Source organism: Mesorhizobium sp. B2-3-6, from assembly GCF_006442305.1.
GTDB lineage: Bacteria > Pseudomonadota > Alphaproteobacteria > Rhizobiales > Rhizobiaceae > Mesorhizobium.
This window is the reverse complement of sequence record NZ_VFVW01000010.1, coordinates 209497-228374: the sequence shown is the minus strand read 5'-3', so window position 1 is coordinate 228374 and position 18878 is coordinate 209497. Positions and strand designations below refer to the sequence as shown.

Below are 18878 nucleotides of genomic sequence, written 5' to 3'. Positions count from 1 at the left end.
CCCAGCCTCCATCCGCTGGCGATAAAACCGGACAACTCACGTGCTACCTAATCCGGACAACTCATCTGCTTACGACACTTGCGGCCCACTGCAATTGCCGAAATCGGCAAACATTGATATGAGCTGGCGCATGGAAGAGCTTTTTGGCGATCCGGCCTACAAGGGGTTCGTGCTGCAGGACAGAAAACGCCTGCCGTCGCGCTTCTCCGCGCGTGTCTGCGGCGCGCCGACCAGCCGACTTACGCGGGCCGACTGATCAACTCGTTTCGCCTGACATCTCGGCGTCTGCCCTTCCCTTTCTCATATCGACGGATTTACGCACATGAGCGCACCGCGCACCCTCTATGACAAGATTTTCGACGACCACGTCGTCGACCGCCAGGACGACGGCACCTGCCTGCTCTATATCGACCGCCACCTCGTCCATGAGGTGACCAGCCCGCAGGCCTTCGAGGGCCTGCGCATGAGTGGCCGCAAAGTCCGTCATCCCGAAAAGACGCTGGCCGTGGTCGACCACAACGTCTCGACCTCGCCCGAGCGCAAGTTCGGCATCAAGAACGAGGAAAGCCGCATCCAGGTCGAGGCTCTGGCCAAGAACGCCAAGGATTTCGGCGTCGAATATTATTCCGAGAACGACATCCGCCAGGGCATCGTCCACATCATCGGGCCGGAGCAGGGTTTCACCTTGCCCGGCATGACCATCGTCTGCGGCGACAGCCACACCTCCACCCACGGCGCCTTCGGCGCGCTGGCGCACGGCATCGGCACGTCGGAGGTCGAGCACGTGCTGGCGACGCAGACGCTGATCCAGCGTAAGGCCAAGAACATGCTGGTGCGCGTCGACGGCCAGTTGCCGGAAGGCGTCACCGCCAAGGACATCATCCTCGCCATCATCGGGGAGATCGGCACAGCCGGCGGCACCGGCTATGTCATCGAATATGCCGGCGAGGCGATCCGCTCGCTGTCGATGGAAGGCCGCATGACGATCTGCAACATGTCGATCGAGGGCGGCGCGCGCGCCGGCCTGATCGCACCTGACGAGACGACCTTCGCCTATGTCAAGGACAAGCCGCGCGCGCCCAAGGGCGCCGCCTGGGACGCCGCGCTCGCCTACTGGAAGACGCTGCAATCCGACGAAGGCGCGCATTTCGACAAGGTGATCGTGCTCGATGCGGCCAAACTGCCGCCGATCGTCTCCTGGGGCTCCTCCCCGGAGGACGTGGTTTCGGTGCAAGGCATGGTGCCGAACCCGGAAGACATCACCGACGAAAACAAGCGCACCTCAAAGCAGCGTGCGCTCGACTATATGGGCCTGACGCCGGGAACGAAGATCACCGACATCGCCCTCGACCGTGTCTTCATCGGCTCCTGCACCAACGGTCGCATCGAGGATCTGCGGGCCGCCGCCAAGGTGGTCGAGGGCAGAAAAGTCAATCCGCGCGTCAACGCCATGATCGTGCCGGGCTCCGGCCTGGTCAAGGAACAGGCCGAGGCCGAAGGGCTGGACAAGATCTTCCTCGCCGCCGGCTTCGACTGGCGCGAGCCGGGCTGCTCGATGTGCCTTGCCATGAACGACGACCGGCTGAAGCCGCATGAGCGCTGCGCCTCGACCTCGAACCGCAATTTCGAGGGCCGGCAGGGCTTCAAGGGGCGCACCCATCTGGTGTCGCCGGCCATGGCTGCGGCGGCGGCGATCGCCGGCCACTTCGTCGACATTCGCGACTGGAAGTAAATCGCGGCTGGTTCGATCGAAACGCAAGGGCCCGAATCGCGATGCGATTCGGGCCTTCTGCTTGAGCGTTCAGAGCATGTTTGGAGCTTCACCGGTCGTCGCGGCGGATGATCTCGTGGAACTGCTCGCGGCGCCCGGGCTCTTCGGCGGCGACCACCAGGGCCAGCCTGCGTTCATCGAAGAGTTTGAACCATTCGTCCCACTCGACCAGCTCATAACCTCCGGCATTGATCGGACGCTCCGGCTGGTCTTCGTCCTCATAGGCGTGCTGGCCGAACACCAGCCGCAGCATCGCCTGCGTGCCGGCTTCGGGCGACACGTCGACAATGGCCGGAAAGCCGGCGCGTGACGCGGCCCATGAACGGATTGCCTCGTGATCGGTCAGGGTGATTGTATCGGCCATTATCGGTTCCTCTTCTGCGCTGGACAAACGCAGGTCCGGCGCGCCGGTTCCACGTCACGCTCCGCACCCGCGTGACGCATATTCGCTTTCGCTTAACCGCTTGTTTGGGCTTGCGCCCTAAGGTCTTCCCTGACGTCAAGCGAGGGGAAGTCACGGTCTTTTGGACACCGGCCTGCTGATAGCGTTGTTAAACCCGACGATCGCGCTGGCCCTCGGCGCGGCGTTCCTCGTGCTTTGGTTCTATCAGCGCCACCGTCCCTATCTGGCCGTGCTGGCGGTAAGCTATTCGCTTGCGGCGGCCGGGTTCCTGTTCCAGCATTTCACGCTGCCCGTTGGCCTGGCACCGTCGAAGCTGCTCTCCAACCTATGCTTCTGCGTTGCCGGATCCTGCCTGGCCGGCGCGATCGTGGCGCGGCATGGCCGGCGAGTGCCCTATGCCGGGCTTTGCGTCTTGGCGAGCGGCGGCATGGCCGCCTTTTGCTGGTTCCTGTTCGTCCAGCCGGACCTGACATGGCGGGTCCTCGTCATCAATTTCGCGCTCGGCGGCATCAGCCTGGTCGCAGCCGCCGAATTGCGCAAGGTGCGTGGCAATGGCCCGACGGAAAAGATCCTGTTCGTCCTGGCGTTGCTCGCGGGGCTGAATTTCTTCGTGCGCACGCTTGCCGTCATCGTCGCGCACGGGCCTTTCGCGACTTATGACGAGCTCTATACATCCTCCTATTGGACGACGGCGTTGCTGTCGCACGCGCTGCTGTCGCTGCTGATCGCGCTTTGCCTGTTCTCCGCCGCCGCGCTCGACGTGATGAAGGCGTTGAAGGTCGAAACCTACACAGATCCGCTGTCTCGCCTCCTCAACCGGCGCGGCTTCGAGCAACGGGCGGCACTGCTCTTGCAACGCTGCGCGGCGGCGAAATTGCCGGTGGCCCTTGTGCTGGCCGATCTCGACCACTTCAAGGCGCTCAACGACCTGCATGGGCATGCCGCGGGCGACCGGGTGATCGCCGACTTCGCCGCCAAGCTTCGCGCCGCCGCCGGTGCGCGCGGTGAGGCCGGACGTATCGGCGGCGAGGAATTCGCGGTGCTCCTGCCCTTGACCGATCTTGCCGCCGCGCGGCTGCTCGCAGAGGCCGTGCGCGTGGCCTACTCGGCCGGCGGCGTCGACGGACTTCCGCCCGGGACCAAGGTCACCGCCAGTTTCGGCGTGGCGGCGCGCAGCGGCGACGAAGCGCTGGAGCCGTTGATGCGCCGCGCCGACGAGGCCCTCTACAAGGCCAAGAAGAACGGCCGCGACAGCGTGCGCCTGTCCTATGAGCGGCCGGAAACGCTGTTCGTGCCGGAGCCGCTCAAAGCCGGCTGAAGGCGATCGGCCTGACGTCTTCACCATCCAGGACCGCGCCGCACCGCTTCGTTCCTTGCTTCGCCCTGAAAGGCGATGGCAAACATCGTTCGGCCAATCCCCGAGGCGTGCGCGAGCCTCCGATATGACCTGACGTTAACTTCTTTTTCGCCCGTCGATGGTTTGCTGCCGTCAGGGGCTTGGGAAATCATGGGCGGCGCGGACTTCATCCTTGTCATCAATCTGTTCGTTGCCGGGCTGCTGGCGGCGGCCTTCATGGCGATTGCCGTCTATGACATCGGACGCGTCTCGGCACGCTGGCTGGCGTTCGGCTATGTGCTGGGCATGGCCTATTTCGTCGTGGAATTCAGCATCCCCGCCTTCGACAATGCGCGGCTGGTGGTCGTCGCAGCCTTTGCCGTTTTCCTTGGCGCCACCATCGCCTTCAACGGCGGGCTTGCGCATAGATACGGCGTGACGCCGCCCTGGTCGGCGATGCTCCTGATCCTGGCTGTTGCGTCTGTCGCGGTCTATTTCGCCCAGGATCTGCCGCGCCAGTCCCTAGTCAGCAAGATGGCCTACCAACTGCCCTACGCCGTCATGCAGCTTACCGGGTTCGGCATTGTCTGGTCGTCCAGGCAAAGGCGTGACCGGCTCGATCGGATGCTGATGGCGGTGCTGGCGGCCAGCGCCATGCAGTTCGCCAGCAAGCCATTTATCGCCGATGCGCTTGGCGGCCGCGGCGCCGCCCCGCAATCCTATCTGCAGACCAGCTATGCCCTGGTATCGCAATCGCTCGGCACCGTGTTCGGCGTGGCGCTGGCCTTGCTGGCGCTGGCCATACTGGTGCGCGACGTGCTCGCCGAGGCGACGTCGAAATCGGAAACGGACACGCTGTCGCGGCTCCTCAACCGCGGCGGCTTCGAGCATCACGCCGAGAGGGCGCTGGGGGACGCGGCGCGCCGGGGCGTCCCAGTCGCGCTGGTCATCGCCGATCTCGACCACTTCAAGTCCATCAACGACAATTACGGCCATGCCTCGGGCGACCGGGTCATCGAGGCCTTTGCCCGCTTCCTGCGCGAGGCCGCGGCCGACCACCATGTCGCCGGTCGTATAGGCGGCGAGGAGTTCGCCATCATCCTGCCAGGCACCAACCTTGCCGCCGCGCGGCTGTTCGCCGAAAGCGCGCGCAGCGCCTTCGGGACGCTGCCCATCGACGGGCTCCCCGCCGACAATCGCTGCACGGCAAGCTTCGGCGTCGCCGAGCTTCGTGCCGGCGAGCATTTTTCCGGTCTGATGCGGCGTGCCGATGAAGCGCTCTATCGGGCCAAGGATGCCGGGCGCGACTGCGTGCGCGTTTCCGCCGGGCCAGCCAGGCCAGAGGCCGTGGCGCTGTTCAGCGGCAGGGGCTGAGCTCGGGCATTTCGCCGTCGGAGAGGCCATACATATAACTGCGCCCCTTCACGAACACCGGCGGCCGATAGCAGTCGCCATAGCCCGACATCTCCTCAGCGCCGTTCTCGTAGATCACCTTGGGCTGGCCGGCGCTGGTATAGTCGGACAGCTGCTTGGCGAGATTGCCTTCGCCGACGAGGATGCGCTTGTAGCCGGCGGCACTGTCGATGACGAGATTGCCGAAGGAATCGGCGTAGACCCGATCCTGGTGGCGTCCGTCCGCCAGCGCCGGCGCGGCGAAGCCGACGGCCAATACCGCCACTGTGAGCGCCGCAAGGCGCGATCTGCCCGAATTCGAACGCATGGCGTCCTCCATATTGGAGACAAAGCCTCCTCGATTCGGAAATTAACCTTTTCTTAACCTTTGTTAAGAGGCTGGCGCGGTTCTCACCCATGTCTTGATAAACATGGTTAACGAGGCACATGACGCGATCGTGATCGACGGTCGCGAGGCGCTGGTGATGAAAGCGGGCTCGCGCCGCTGACCTGCACCCGCTGAGCCGAAGCCCGCGCCCGCCACATATATGCTGCACCGCAGCGAGAACGGGCCGGCTTGGCATCGTCGACGCCTAATCGATTGAAGCCCGGACCTGCCTTTTAATCAGACTAAATTACGTTTTCGAAACGGTTTTCTGGCTTTGACGCGGTGCAAAAAGAGCATTAGAAACCGGCTGTCCGAAGTCGCAACCGGAAGCGGCAATGCCGCATTTCCACCTGAGGCTCCAGGAACGCCGAACTGGGGGAGCCATGAGCAAATCACCAGCCACCCGCGAATTCGCCAGACGTGAACGGCCGCTTTCGCCGCACCTCAGCGTGTACCGGCCGCCGATCACCATGACGATGTCGATCATCCATCGCATCACCGGCGGCGCGCTCTATTTCGGCACGCTCCTGGTCGCGATATGGCTGATGGCGGCGGCGAGCTCGCAAGCCACTTTCGATTGGGTGAGCTGGGCCTTCGGAACCTGGCTCGGACGGCTGATCCTGTTCGGCTACACCTGGGCGCTCATGCATCACATGCTGGGCGGCGTGCGCCACCTGATCTGGGATACCGGCGCCGGTCTCGAAAAGCATACCGCCTCCAAGATCGCCTGGGCGACCCTGGCCGGCTCGGTCCTGCTCACGCTGCTGATCTGGATCGCCGGCTATATGGCGCGAGGAGCCTGACCATGAGCACTGGAAAGACCGACATGCGCACGCCGCTGGCGAAAGTCCGCGGCCTGGGGTCCGCCCGCGAAGGCACCGGGCATTTCTGGCGCCAGCGCCTCACGGCAATCGCCAACATCCCGCTGATCCTGTTCTTCACCGGGTTCCTGGTCGCGCTCAACGGCGCCGGTTATGCGGAGGTGCGGGCAGCGCTCGCCAACCCGCTCGTGGCGCTGATGATGGCCCTTGTGCTCATCTCGCCGCTTTATCACATGCGGATCGGCATGCAGGTGATCATCGAGGATTACGTGCATGGCGAAGGCATGAAGCTGGCGCTGATCGCCCTCAACACTTTCTTCACCGTAGCGGTCGGCGTGGCTTCGCTCTTCGCCCTGCTCAAACTGGCATTCGGAGGCTGACGTTTTGGCCAAGGACGCGAAAGAAGCCAATACGGCAGGCTATACCTATGTCGACCACAAATTCGACGTCGTGGTCGTCGGTGCCGGGGGCGCGGGACTGCGCGCTACGCTGGGCATGGCCGAACAGGGCCTGCGCACCGCCTGCATCACCAAGGTTTTCCCGACCCGCTCGCACACGGTGGCGGCGCAGGGCGGTATTGCCGCTTCGCTTTCCAACATGGGCCCGGACTCCTGGCAGTGGCACATGTACGACACCGTCAAGGGTTCGGACTGGCTGGGCGATGTCGACGCCATGGAATATCTGGTGCGTGAAGCGCCGGCCGCCGTCTACGAACTCGAGCATTACGGCGTGCCGTTCTCGCGCACGGAAGAGGGCAAGATCTACCAGCGGCCGTTCGGCGGCCACATGATGAATTACGGCGATGGCCCGCCCGTGCAACGCACCTGTGCCGCCGCCGACCGCACCGGCCACGCCATCCTGCACACGCTCTACGGCCAGTCGCTGAAGAACAACGCGCAGTTCTTCATCGAGTATTTCGCGCTCGACCTGATCATGGAGCCGGACGGCACATGCACCGGCGTCGTCGCCTGGAATCTCGACGACGGCACCATCCACCGTTTCTCGGCCAAGATGGTTGTGCTGGCGACAGGCGGCTATGGCCGCGCTTATTTCTCGGCGACGTCGGCCCACACCTGCACCGGCGACGGCGGCGGCATGGCCGCGCGGGCGGGGTTCCCTTTACAGGACATGGAGTTCGTGCAGTTCCACCCGACCGGCATCTACGGGGCCGGCTGCCTGATCACCGAAGGCGCGCGCGGCGAGGGCGGCTATCTCGTCAATTCCGAGGGCGAGCGGTTCATGGAGCGCTACGCGCCGTCGGCCAAGGACCTTGCCTCGCGCGATGTCGTCTCGCGCTGCATGACGCTGGAAATCCGGGAGGGCCGCGGCGTCGGCAAGAACAAGGACCATATCTTCCTGCACCTCGATCATCTCGATCCGGCGGTGCTGCACGAGCGGCTGCCCGGCATCTCGGAATCGGCAAAGATCTTCGCCGGCGTCGACCTCACCAAGGAGCCGATTCCGGTGCTGCCGACGGTGCACTACAATATGGGCGGCGTGCCGACCAATTACTGGGGCGAGGTGCTCAACCCGACGATCCTTAATCCCGATCGGGTCTCGCCCGGCTTGATGGCGGTAGGCGAGGCCGGGTGCGCCTCGGTGCACGGCGCCAACCGGCTGGGATCGAACTCGCTGATCGACCTGGTCGTGTTCGGCCGCGCGGCGGCGATCCGTGCCGGCCAGGTCATCGACCGCAAATCGGCAATCCCGTCGCCCAACCAGGCCTCGGTCGACAAGATCATGGACCGCTTCGACCGGCTGCGTCACGCCAACGGCTCGACGCCGACGGCGGTTCTGCGCGAAAAGATGCAGCGCGCCATGCAGGAAGACGCGGCGGTGTTCCGCACGCAGGAATCGCTGGAGAACGGTTGCAAGCGCATTTCGCAGATCTGGGGCGAGCTCAAGGACATAAAGGTTTTCGACCGCTCGATGATCTGGAACTCCGACCTGGTGGAGACGCTGGAGCTGGAAAACCTGATGGCCAACGCCATCACCACGGTCTACGGCGCCGAGGCGCGCAAGGAGAGCCGTGGCGCGCACGCGCGGGAGGATTTCTCCGCCCGCGACGACGCCAACTGGCGCAAGCACACGCTCGCCCATCTGAGCGAGACCGGTGAGGTGACGCTCTCCTACCGTCCGGTGCACACCGAACCGCTGCTGGCCGAAAAGGACGGCGGCATCAGTCTCGCCAAGATCGCGCCCAAGGCCAGGGTGTATTGAAATGACGTCCAGCCGCGTCATCCGAAAGGACCTGAGGTAATGGTCGAACTCACGCTCCCCAAGAACTCGAAGATCCAGCAGGGCAAGACCTGGCCGAAGCCGGAAGGCGCGACCAATCTCAGGGAATACCGCATCTACCGCTGGTCGCCGGATGATGACGAGAACCCGCGCATGGACACGTATTTCGTCGACATGGACGATTGCGGGCCGATGGTGCTGGATGCGCTGCTCTGGATCAAGAACAAGATCGACCCGACGCTGACCTTGCGCCGCTCCTGCCGGGAAGGCATCTGCGGCTCCTGCGCCATGAATATCGACGGCTCCAACACGCTCGCCTGCACCAAGGGCTGCGACGACATATCGGGCGCCGTCAAGATCTACCCGCTGCCGCATATGCCCGTCATCAAGGACCTGGTGCCCGACCTCACCAATTTCTACGCCCAGCACGCCTCGATCGAACCGTGGCTGAAGACGGTCTCGCCGCAGCCCGCCAAGGAATGGCTGCAGAGCCATGAGGAGCGTGAGAAGCTCGACGGGCTCTACGAATGCATATTGTGCGCCTGCTGCTCGACCTCTTGCCCGAGCTATTGGTGGAACGGCGACCGTTATCTCGGCCCGGCAACCCTGCTGCAGGCGTATCGCTGGCTGATCGACAGCCGCGACGAGGCCACGGGCGAGCGGCTGGACAATCTCGAGGACCCCTTCCGGCTCTATCGCTGCCACACCATCATGAACTGCGCGCAGACCTGCCCCAAGGGCTTGAATCCGGCCAAGGCGATCGCGGAAATCAAGAAGATGATGGTGGAGAGAAGGGTTTAGGCGCTCGCTCGCGGCAATCTTGAACGCAGCGATCCTTCGCGCCCCCTTTCTCCGGCAGGACAAAAGGGGCGCTGTCTTGCCAGCTTCAAAAAGGATTGCAATCCAATGACGGACCTCCCCATCCTGTCTCCTCCCGAAGCGCGTGTGCTCGGCTGCCTCATCGAGAAGAAGGAGCTGACGCCGGACGTCTATCCGTTGACCCTCAACGCAGCGCTTGCCGCCGCCAACCAGAAGACGGCGCGCGAGCCCGTCATGGCGCTGGAGCAGACAGAGGTGCACCGGGCGCTAAAGCTGCTCGAGCAGAAGGGGCTGGTGCGGCAGATGTTCGGCTCCCGCGTCGAGCGCTACGAGCACCAGATGGCGCAGCGCTTCTCGCTGACCACGCCTCAGACCGCCTTGGTCGGTCTGCTTTTGCTGCGCGGGCCGCAGACGGCGCATGAATTGTTGGCACGCAGCGAGCGCATGGCAAGGTTTTCATCGATCGAGGATTTGCGCGGTGAACTCGATATGCTGATCGGCCGTCGACCGCCGCTCGTTCAGGAAATCCCGCGCGGTCCAGGCCAACGCGAGGACCGCTATGTGCATCTCCTCGCCGGGCCGGTTGACGTTGCCGCCCTGTCGGCGCAGCGCACTGCATCGGCCGTGCCCGCTTCCGACCTCGAAGCGAGAGTGGAGGCGCTGGAGCAGGAAGTCGCAGCCCTTCGCGCCCGGCTCGACGCGCTGGGCGCCTGAGCGGTCGGGCGTGTCCGGCGCGACCATGCGCGCCGGGATGCCGGGGTCTCAGCCGAGCCTGGCGTCGAGCGATACGTTGATGGCGCCCAGCGCTTTGGAAACAGGGCATTCGGCCTTGGCCTTCTCGGCCAATTCCTTGAACTTCGCCGCGTCGATGCCGGGCACCTTGCCGACAAGGGTGATCGCGCTGCCCGTGATGCCGGTGCCGGGAACCAGCGTCACCACGGCCTTGGCGTCGAGTTCGGCTGCCGGGGTGCCGTTCTCGGCCAGGAAATGCGACAGCTGCATGGCGTAGCAGCCGGCGTGCGCGGCCGCGATCAGCTCTTCCGGATTGGTGCCGGATTTGCCGCTCTCGTCCTCGAAGCGTGCCTTGAACGAATAGGGCGTGCCGTTCAGGGTCCCGCTCTGGCTGTCGAGCGTGCCTTTGCCGTCCTTCAGATTGCCCTTCCAGACGGCGGTTGCGGTGCGGTCCATGAATTCCTCCTTGGTTGTCGTGAACTTGTCCAGGTGAGCCCAGCGTCCGGCCAACTATAACGCGGGCATGCGCGAAGACCACTGCGCTGTTTGGACCACGGCGTGATGACGGTTCATTCCTTTCGAAAAAAAAACTGCGTGCAAAAATGTCGGCTTCCATTCGGCCCGGCCGTCCTGCGGGCGACCACGGGATTGTGGCCGGATGGAGGTTCACATGGACAATCTGTTTTTCGCAATATGGAAGACCCCGGGCCGCAAGGCTCAACGACGGCAAGACTTCTGGCTGGAGCCACCGCCGTCCGGTGTCCGCAGGCTGCTGGCGGCTGTCGCCATCATCGCGGTCGCGGCATGCCTTCTCGACCATGCGGCAGCGGTCGAAGGCAAGGCTGACACGCTCGTCGCCGCATCCTATGATTCATCGCAGCAAGGGAGCGCGAAATGAAATATGTCTGCCTGGTCTATGGTGAGGAGAAAGACCTCTACGCGCTCACCCCGGAAGGATCGGCCAAGCTCGACGCCGATTCGCTGGCCTATGACCGGTCCTTGGACCAACAAGGCAAGCTCATCGTCGCGCAGGCGCTGCAATCGGTGAAGACCTCGAAGACCGTGCGCCGTCGCAAGGGCAAGCGGCTGGTCACCGACGGCCCGTTCGCCGAAACCAAGGAGCAGTTGCTCGGCTTCGTCATGATCGAGGCGAAGGACCTCCAGGAGGCACTGGACATCGCCGGCGGCATTCCGCTGGCCGAACTCGGCACGATCGAGGTCCGGGCGATCTATGACGTGCCCGGGTCATAGATGGCGCGGCGGGTCAGATCGCCTCGCCCTTCAAAAGGCGCGGCGTGCCGGCTGAAAGCCCCGACGCCTGGCGGATGAAGAATTCCTTCAGCCGCGGCATGCGTTCGACCAGGCCGAGGCCGATGTCGCGCACTGCGCGCAGCGGACCGATGTCGTTGGAAAACAGCCGGTTCAGCACATCTGTCGTGACGCCCATCTGCACCGTGTCGAAACGACGCCATTGCTGGTAGCGCTCGAGCACGTCGAGCGCGCCGATATCCTGGCCCAGCCGGTCGGCCTCGACGATCACCTCGGCCAGGGCGGCGACATCCTTGAAGCCGAGATTGAGGCCCTGGCCGGCAATCGGATGGATGCCGTGGGCGGCATCGCCGGCAAGCGCCACGCGCGGCGCGACGAAGGCGCGCGCGATGGTAAGACCCAGCGGCCAGGCGCGCGGCTTGTCGGCGACGCGGATCTCGCCAAGCTTGAGGCCGAAACGCTGTTCCAGCTCATGCTCGAAGAGGAGGTCGTCGCCGGCGACCAGCGTCTGAGCATCTTCCGACCGCTCGACCCAGACGATCGACGAGCGGTTGGAGCCGTCCGCGCCCGGCTTCAGCGGCAGCGTGGCGAAGGGGCCGGCGGGCAGGAAATGCTCTTCGGCACGGCCGTTGTGGGGCCGTTCATGTGCCACGGTGCAGACGATGCCGGACTGGCCGTATTCCCACTTCACCGTCTTGATGCCGGCCATGTCACGCAGCTTCGAATTGACGCCGTCGGCGGCGACCAGCAGCCGCGCCTTCAGCGTCGCGCCGTCGGCTAAATGCACGGTGATGCCTGCACCATTGGTTTCGAACCCTTGCACGGCAACGCCTTCGATGATGTCGACGCCGAGCTTTTCGGCGCTGCGGCGCAAGGCGCCGTTCAGCACCCGGTTGGCCACCATATGTGCGAAGGGCTCGCCCGACGCCACCTCGCCGTCGAAAGTGAGGAAGACCGGGCGCACAGGATCGGCGGCACGCGAATCGGTGATGATCATCTCGGTGATTGCCTGCGCTTCCGGCGCGATCTCGGCCCAGACGCCGAGCCGCTCGAGCATGCGGCAGGCGGCCGCCGCAATGGCCGAGGCGCGCCCGTCCCTTTGCCAGGAGCCGGGGGGTGCGGCATCGACCAGGGCCACGGCAAGCTCCGGTTGCGCCTGTTTCAGCGACACGGCGGCAGCCAGGCCGACATAGCCGGCGCCGGCGACCAGAACATCGAGCCCGGACCTGGTTTTCGCCTCTGCCTTGCCTTCCATGGTCTTCGCTCCTTGCAAGCCAGCCTGCCATCCGCCCTTGACGGCCCGTCCTTCCTGTCGGAAACCCGCCGAGGAAATCTTGAGGCGAGGTCACGACACATGACGGCGGCCATGGACGAGCTTCTGCGCATTCTCGACCTCGAGAGGCTGGAACACAATCTGTATCGTGGTCGCAGCCCCCAGGTGGAGTGGCAGCGCGTGTTCGGCGGCCAGACCATCGCCCAGGCGCTGGTGGCGGCGCAGCGGACCGTCGAGCCCGACCGCTACGTGCATTCGCTGCACGGCTATTTTATGCGGCCGGGCGACATCAAGGTGCCGATCATCTACGAGGTCGACCGCATCCGCGACGGCGGCTCCTTCACCACCCGCCGGGTGCTGGCGATCCAGCACGGGAACGCGATCTTCTCGCTGGAAGCCTCGTTCCAGGTCGATGAGAAGGGGCTGGAGCACCAGTTCGCTTTGCCCGACGACGTGCCGCCGCCGGAAGGGCTGAAGACGCAGCGCCAACTGCTCGAAAAGGCCGACCGGGTGCCGGAAGCGGTGCGACGCTTCTGGGCGCGCGAGCGACCGCTGGAGCTCAGGCCGGTCAATCTCCAGCACTATGAAAGCCGTGACAAGCTGCCGCCCCGGCAGAATGTCTGGATCCGCCTCGCCGGTCCCGTCCCAGACGACCGCGCGCTGCAATCGGTGTTGCTCGCCTATCTCTCCGACATGACGCTGCTCGACACCTCGACCTTCGCGCATGGGCGCGGGCTGTTCGATCCCGACATCCAGGCGGCCAGCCTCGACCATTCGATGTGGTTCCACCGCCCGCATTCGCTCGACGGCTGGCTGCTCTACGCGCAGGACAGCCCCTCGAGCTCGGGATCGCGCGGATTCAGCCGCGGCACGCTTTATGCCCGCGACGGCACGCTGATCGCCTCGATGGCCCAGGAAGGCTTGATCCGGCTCAAGCGTTGAGCAGTCCTTTCGACCAAAGCCCGCCAAATAGGCGTTTTCTGAAAACTGCTTAATTATTGAGCAGAAGCTGTGCCGCGCTCATCGGTACGGTGCGATCGCCGGTGCGTCAATTCCTTTGTTTACAACCAGTTAACACGCTGCTTCGGCAATTGGCACGGAGCTTGAATCCTCGTCGGCACTCTCCGGCTCCTCGGGATCGGTGAAGGTGTGCAAACGCGGGGGACCGCAACAGCAAAAGGGTGAAACCTTATGAAAATCGTGATGGCAATCATCAAGCCGTTCAAGCTCGACGAGGTACGCGAAGCGCTTACCGCCGTCGGCATCCAGGGCCTGACCGTCACCGAAGTCAAAGGCTACGGGCGTCAGAAGGGGCACACGGAAATCTATCGCGGGGCGGAATACGCGGTCAGTTTCCTGCCGAAGATCAAGATCGAGGTCGCGGTCAGCGCCGACATGGTCGACAAGGCCGTGGAGGCCATCACCGCGGCCGCCAAGACCGGTCAGATCGGCGACGGCAAGATCTTCGTTTTCGGCATCGACCAGGCGGTGCGCATCCGCACCGGCGAAACAGACACCGACGCGCTCTGAAGCGGCGAACACGTATTCCAATGGAGAGTTCAATGAATATTCCTTCCACCTTGAAGAAGACGGGACGCGCCGCCCTTTTTGGCTCGCTCGCTCTCGCAGCGTTGGGCAGCGTCGCCGCCCTCGCGCAGGAAGCGGCTCCGGCCGCGGCTGCCGCCGCCCCGGCCGCTCCCACCCCGGTGCTCGACACCGGCAACACCGCCTGGATGCTGACTTCGACGGCGCTGGTGCTGATGATGACCATCCCCGGCCTGGCACTGTTCTACGGCGGCATGGTGCGCAAGAAGAACGTGCTTGCCACCGTCATGCAGAGCTTCGCCATCACCTGCCTGATGACGGTGCTGTGGTTCATGTTCGGCTATTCGCTGGCCTTTTCCGACGGCGGCGGCATGAATGCCTATCTCGGGGGCTTCTCGAAGTTCTTCCATCACGGCATCACCACCTCGACGCTGTGGGCGCCGGGCGTGGCCAACATTCCTGAATTCGTCTTTTCGATGTTCCAGATGACCTTCGCCATCATCACCCCGGCCCTGATCGCCGGCGCCTTTGCCGAGCGCATGAAGTTCTCGGCCCTGCTGATCTTCATGGCGCTGTGGCTGCTGGTCGTCTATGCGCCGATCGCGCATTGGGTCTGGGGCGGCGGCTTCCTCGGCGCTGCCGGCGTGCTCGACTTCGCCGGCGGCACGGTCGTCCATATCAATGCCGGTGTCGCGGGTCTCGTCTGCGCCCTGGTCCTGGGCAAGCGCGAAGGCTACGGCACCACCAACATGGCGCCGCATAACCTGGTCTATTCCGTGATCGGCGCTTCGCTGCTGTGGGTCGGCTGGTTCGGCTTCAACGCCGGTTCGGAACTCGCCGCCGACGGCCTCGCCGGTGCCGCGATGCTCAACACCCAGGTTGCCACCGCGGCAGCGGCGCTGGCCTGGATGTTCGCCGAATGGATCGTCGCCAAGAAGCCCTCGGTGCTCGGCATCATCTCCGGCGCCGTCGCCGGCCTTGTCGCGGTGACGCCGGCTTCCGGCTTCGTCAACCCGACGGGCGCCTTCATCGTCGGCATCGTCGCCGGCGTCGTCTGCTACATCTCGGCGGTCAAGGTAAAGCACATGTTCGGCTATGACGACTCGCTCGATGCCTTCGGTGTCCATGGCGTCGGCGGCGTGGTCGGCGCATTGCTGACCGGCGTGCTCGCCGACCCGGCAATCAACAGCCTCTCCTCGGGCGCGTCGATCGGCAAGCAGCTCTACGGCATCATCTTCACCATCCTGTGGACGGCAATCGCCACCTTCGTCATCCTCTACATCGTCAAGGCGCTCGTCGGCCTGCGTCCGTCGACCCAGGAGGAGGTCGAGGGTCTCGACATCAGCCAGCACGGCGAAGTGGTGCCGTAAGGCCTCTTTGCCATGGGACCGGCGGACCTCCTCCCGCCGGTCCCATCTCTTTCGGTAATCACGTACGGAAAACCGCTGCACGTCTTCCGGAACTGTTTTGAAATCCCGTCGTGACGCTCCGCAAGGTGCTCACGCCTTGAGGCCCGGATCGCTCCGGGCCTCTTTTTTTGGAGCCCGTTTGGTTGGACGAGCGCAATCACGTTCGCGTGATTGAGATTTTCGAGGAAACATCGGCCGTCTTGGCATCGAACTCCCGGGCACGACCACTGTTCGGCGGTCGTTGCAAACAATAGGGAAGGAAATTATCCAATGAACGTCAAGAATATCTGTCTCGGCGCGCTCGCTCTTTCCATGGTCAGCGGCATGGCATTTGCCGGGGCTCTCGACGAACCCGACAATATGGCCCCGTTCTTCACCGATTCCAGCATGAAAACCATGAAGCCGATGGCGGAATTCAAGACCGCTTTCATGGCCATGCCAATGGAAAAGCAGGATGCGATGAAGAAGGAATGCCAGGACGCGGCGATGAGCAAGCCGCACGCCGAGTTCTGCGCCAACGTCCAGGCGCTCGGCGGAGCCAACTGAGACCGCGGCGGATCAGGCCCACCGAGCCTGGTCATCCTGCCGTTGCCGATGCAGAAATGGCGGGCCGTGAGGCTCGCCATTGTTATTTGCGGCAGGCGGCTGGGGCCCTTGCCATGGTTAATGCGGCCTTAACCTTCCCACGCATAGTCTGGCAGCCAAATCTGCCGAAGTGCGTCACGCGCTCGGGCCAGGCAATCACTGACGGGGAAGAGCATGCGTTCAGGGGCTTCAGCACCGCTCGCGCTGACCGATACGGGGCACGGCATCCAGGCATTCGCGCGACGCCAGGTCGGCCGGCTTGTCGGCGCCGGCATGTTCGCGTTCACCGCTTTCGGCGTCGCCAGCCTGGCCACCTGGAATGTCGCCGACCCGAGCTTCTCGCACGCCACAGCCAACACCGTCACCAATGCCATGGGCTATGCGGGTGCTGTCTTCTCCGACATCGCCATGCAGTTCTTCGGCCTTGCCGCCGTGGCGGCGCTGGTTCCGGCCGTGATCTGGGGATATCTCCTGTTTTCGGCGCGTGGCGTCGACAGGCTGCCCAGGCGCGGTCTGTTCTGGTTCGGCTTTGCCCTGCTGGCCGCTGCGATCGCCGGCTGCGTGGTGCCGCCCAAGACCTGGCCGCTGCCGACCGGGCTCGGCGGCGTGTTCGGCGACATGGTGCTGAAGATTCCGGGCGTCGTCATCGGTGGCTATCCGACCGGGCTGGTGGCCAGCGTGCTCGCCATTCTGATGGCCGGTCCGGCGCTATGGCTGTTCGCCTACGGTTCGGCGCTGATCGCACGCAAGAACGGTTTCGCCGTCATGGAGGAACCGGCCGCCGCCGATCCGCGTGAGGATGAGCTGCTGTTCGACAATGACGAGGATGAAGGCGACGAAGGCATACTGGCGCTCGGCGCAATGACCCATTGGTGGCTTTCGTTCCGCGCCTGGATGCACCGCCGCGCCGTGCGCCGCAGGCAGCGGCGGGACGAATTCGAGCCGGGAATGGAGCCGCGCGCCAGCGCCTGGCGGCGTGCCGCCGAACGGGTCGAATCGGCCGAGTTCGCCGAGCAGCGGATGAGCCCGGATGGCCGTGCCCGCGTCGAACCGGAATTCTTCGCCGCCATGGTCAACGACCGCAGCGTTTCCGTCGATCCGGACGATGACGTCTTCGACGATCGCTTCGACACCGGCGATGACGATGTCGATTTCGACGATGAACCCCTCGTCCAGCGTCGCGCGGCTTCCACCGCAAAGGTCCAGCCGTTCCGCTCGGATGCCGCCACGCGCGTTGAAGCGCCGGCGCCGCGCCCGGCTCCGGGTGCGCGCGTCCAGCGCGAGGCGCAGGCCTCGTTGATCGGCTCGGAAAAATTCGAGATGCCGTCGCTGCATTTCCTGTCCGAACCGAAGAACGTCGCGCGCGACCCGAGCCTCTCGAAAGACGCGCTGGAACAGAACGCCCGCCTGCTCGAAGGCGTGCTGGAGGATTTCGGCGTCAAGGGCGAGATCATCCATGTCCGCCCCGGCCCCGTCGTCACGCTCTATGAGCTGGAGCCTGCGCCAGGCATCAAATCATCGCGCGTCATCGGCCTCTCCGACGACATCGCCCGCTCGATGAGCGCCATCGCCTGCCGCGTCGCCGTGGTGCCGGGCCGCAACGCCATCGGCATCGAATTGCCGAACGCCAAGCGCGAGACGGTGTATCTCAGGGAAATCATGGCCAGCCGCGATTTCGAGACCACCAAGGCCAAGCTGGCGCTGGCGCTGGGCAAGACCATCAACGGCGAGGCGGTCATCGTCGATATCGCCAAGATGCCGCACGTCTTGGTCGCCGGCACCACCGGCTCGGGCAAGTCGGTCGCCATCAACACCATGATCCTGTCGCTGCTCTACCGGCTGACGCCGCAGGAATGCCGGCTGATCATGATCGATCCCAAGATGCTGGAGCTCTCGGTCTATGACGGCATCCCGCACCTTTTGACGCCTGTCGTCACCGACCCGAAGAAGGCGGTGGTTGCGCTGAAATGGACCGTGCGGGAGATGGAAGACCGCTACCGCAAGATGTCGAAGGTCGGCGTGCGCAATATCGACGGTTTCAACGCACGCGTCCAACAGGCGGAGAAGAAGGGCGAAAAGATCTCGCGCACGGTGCAGACCGGCTTCGACCGCCAGACCGGCGAGGCGATCTACGAGACCGAGAATCTCGACCTCGAGCCGATGCCCTACATCGTCGTCATCATCGACGAAATGGCCGATCTGATGATGGTTGCCGGCAAGGACATCGAGGGTGCCGTCCAGCGCCTGGCGCAGATGGCGCGCGCCGCCGGCATCCATGTCATCATGGCGACGCAACGTCCGTCTGTCGACGTGATCACCGGTACCATCAAGGCCAACTTCCCCACCCGCATCTCCTTCCAGGTGACGTCGAAGATCGACAGCCGCACCATCTTGGGCGAGCAAGGCGCCGAGCAGTTGCTCGGCATGGGCGACATGCTCTACATGGCCGGCGGCGGCCGCATCCAGCGCGTGCACGGCCCGTTCGTCTCCGACGACGAGGTCGAGAAGATCGTCGCGCATCTGAAGCTGCAGGGCGTGCCGGAATATCTCGACGCCATCACCGAGGACGATGATGAGGACGAGGACGAGCCCTCCGGCAAGGGCGGCTCGGGCGGCGGCGGCGGCAATTTCGAGGATTCCGACGATCCTTACGACCAGGCGGTGTCCGTCGTGCTGCGCGACGGCAAGGCCTCGACCAGCTACATCCAGCGGCGTCTGGGCATCGGCTACAACCGCGCCGCTTCGATCATCGAGAAGATGGAAAAAGAAGGCATTGTCGGCCCCGCCAATCATGCCGGAAAACGCGAGATCCTGGTGCCGACCGAAGAGGACAAATTCTGATCGCGACAAATACCGGCGGCAACTTTGAACCTTCTGGCGCGTTCAAGCGGTTAAGC

The 18878-nt window shown here is 64.4% G+C and carries 20 protein-coding genes; 16 read left to right on the top strand and 4 right to left on the bottom strand.

Annotated features, from left to right (window positions below; genetic code table 11):
• The first annotated feature begins 130 nt into the window (after positions 1-130).
• Complete coding sequence (locus FJ953_RS31145; protein WP_140492732.1) at positions 131-256, top strand: hypothetical protein; 126 nt, start codon at positions 131-133, stop codon at positions 254-256.
• Between the two features lie 66 nt (positions 257-322).
• A complete protein-coding gene (gene leuC, locus FJ953_RS26725) occupies positions 323-1732 on the top strand; it encodes a 3-isopropylmalate dehydratase large subunit (RefSeq protein ID WP_140625414.1) in 1410 nt (469 codons plus the stop codon).
• 88 nt (positions 1733-1820) lie between these two features.
• On the opposite strand, the gene FJ953_RS26720 is transcribed toward leuC, so the two are convergent.
• Entirely contained in the window at positions 1821-2135 is a 315-nt protein-coding gene (locus FJ953_RS26720) for a hypothetical protein (protein ID WP_140559267.1), read from the bottom strand.
• A 160-nt stretch (positions 2136-2295) separates the two neighbouring features.
• Here FJ953_RS26720 and FJ953_RS26715 point away from each other — a divergent pair, with 160 nt between their 5' ends.
• Both FJ953_RS26715 and FJ953_RS26710 read left to right on the top strand, forming a co-directional pair.
• On the top strand, positions 2296-3492 hold the full coding sequence (locus FJ953_RS26715; RefSeq protein ID WP_140625413.1) for a GGDEF domain-containing protein: 1197 nt from the start codon (positions 2296-2298) through the stop codon (positions 3490-3492).
• Between the two features lie 189 nt (positions 3493-3681).
• Positions 3682-4884 (top strand): GGDEF domain-containing protein, encoded by a 1203-nt coding sequence (locus tag FJ953_RS26710; RefSeq protein WP_140559265.1) that lies wholly within the window; start codon positions 3682-3684, stop codon positions 4882-4884.
• Here FJ953_RS26710 and FJ953_RS26705 read toward each other — a convergent pair.
• A complete protein-coding gene (locus FJ953_RS26705; RefSeq protein WP_140625412.1) occupies positions 4868-5230 on the bottom strand; it encodes a hypothetical protein in 363 nt (120 codons plus the stop codon). The two genes, FJ953_RS26710 and FJ953_RS26705, sit on opposite strands and share 17 nt — an antisense overlap.
• A 443-nt stretch (positions 5231-5673) precedes the next feature.
• Between FJ953_RS26705 and sdhC the strand changes: the two genes are divergently transcribed.
• The 5 genes from sdhC to FJ953_RS26680 all read left to right on the top strand — a co-directional run bounded on the left by sdhC (position 5674) and on the right by FJ953_RS26680 (position 9882).
• Positions 5674-6093 (top strand): succinate dehydrogenase, cytochrome b556 subunit, encoded by a 420-nt coding sequence (gene sdhC, locus FJ953_RS26700; protein ID WP_140518100.1) that lies wholly within the window; start codon positions 5674-5676, stop codon positions 6091-6093.
• Between the two features lie 2 nt (positions 6094-6095).
• On the top strand, positions 6096-6491 hold the full coding sequence (gene sdhD, locus FJ953_RS26695; protein WP_140518101.1) for a succinate dehydrogenase, hydrophobic membrane anchor protein: 396 nt from the start codon (positions 6096-6098) through the stop codon (positions 6489-6491).
• Between the two features lie 4 nt (positions 6492-6495).
• Positions 6496-8331, top strand: coding sequence for a succinate dehydrogenase flavoprotein subunit (sdhA, locus tag FJ953_RS26690; RefSeq protein ID WP_140518102.1), 1836 nt, complete (start codon positions 6496-6498; stop codon positions 8329-8331).
• A 39-nt stretch (positions 8332-8370) separates the two neighbouring features.
• Positions 8371-9150, top strand: coding sequence for a succinate dehydrogenase iron-sulfur subunit (locus FJ953_RS26685; protein ID WP_140518103.1), 780 nt, complete (start codon positions 8371-8373; stop codon positions 9148-9150).
• A 105-nt stretch (positions 9151-9255) separates the two neighbouring features.
• Entirely contained in the window at positions 9256-9882 is a 627-nt protein-coding gene (locus tag FJ953_RS26680; protein WP_140559263.1) for a DUF480 domain-containing protein, read from the top strand.
• 48 nt (positions 9883-9930) lie between these two features.
• Here the strand turns inward: FJ953_RS26680 and FJ953_RS26675 are convergent, their stop codons facing one another.
• Positions 9931-10356 (bottom strand): OsmC family protein, encoded by a 426-nt coding sequence (locus FJ953_RS26675; protein WP_140492697.1) that lies wholly within the window; start codon positions 10354-10356, stop codon positions 9931-9933.
• A 214-nt stretch (positions 10357-10570) separates the two neighbouring features.
• Here FJ953_RS26675 and FJ953_RS26670 point away from each other — a divergent pair, with 214 nt between their 5' ends.
• Both FJ953_RS26670 and FJ953_RS26665 read left to right on the top strand, forming a co-directional pair.
• Positions 10571-10798, top strand: a complete 228-nt coding sequence (locus FJ953_RS26670; RefSeq protein WP_140550699.1) for a hypothetical protein — start codon at positions 10571-10573, stop codon at positions 10796-10798.
• Positions 10795-11151, top strand: coding sequence for a YciI family protein (locus FJ953_RS26665; protein WP_140492691.1), 357 nt, complete (start codon positions 10795-10797; stop codon positions 11149-11151). Before FJ953_RS26670 ends, FJ953_RS26665 begins: the two co-directional genes overlap by 4 nt.
• Before the next feature lie 13 nt (positions 11152-11164).
• On the opposite strand, the gene FJ953_RS26660 is transcribed toward FJ953_RS26665, so the two are convergent.
• Positions 11165-12424: a ubiquinone biosynthesis hydroxylase gene (locus FJ953_RS26660; RefSeq protein ID WP_140563950.1), complete on the bottom strand. Its 1260-nt coding sequence runs from the start codon at positions 12422-12424 to the stop codon at positions 11165-11167.
• A gap of 99 nt (positions 12425-12523) precedes the next feature.
• Here FJ953_RS26660 and tesB point away from each other — a divergent pair, with 99 nt between their 5' ends.
• From tesB to FJ953_RS26635, 5 genes are all read left to right on the top strand, one after another.
• Entirely contained in the window at positions 12524-13384 is an 861-nt protein-coding gene (gene tesB, locus FJ953_RS26655; RefSeq protein ID WP_140524665.1) for an acyl-CoA thioesterase II, read from the top strand.
• A gap of 249 nt (positions 13385-13633) precedes the next feature.
• Entirely contained in the window at positions 13634-13972 is a 339-nt protein-coding gene (locus FJ953_RS26650; protein WP_013528889.1) for a P-II family nitrogen regulator, read from the top strand.
• Between the two features lie 32 nt (positions 13973-14004).
• On the top strand, positions 14005-15357 hold the full coding sequence (locus FJ953_RS26645; protein ID WP_140625411.1) for an ammonium transporter: 1353 nt from the start codon (positions 14005-14007) through the stop codon (positions 15355-15357).
• A 309-nt stretch (positions 15358-15666) separates the two neighbouring features.
• Entirely contained in the window at positions 15667-15942 is a 276-nt protein-coding gene (locus FJ953_RS26640; protein WP_140513949.1) for a hypothetical protein, read from the top strand.
• A gap of 213 nt (positions 15943-16155) precedes the next feature.
• Positions 16156-18822: a DNA translocase FtsK gene (locus tag FJ953_RS26635; RefSeq protein WP_140513950.1), complete on the top strand. Its 2667-nt coding sequence runs from the start codon at positions 16156-16158 to the stop codon at positions 18820-18822.
• The last annotated feature ends 56 nt before the right edge of the window (positions 18823-18878 follow it).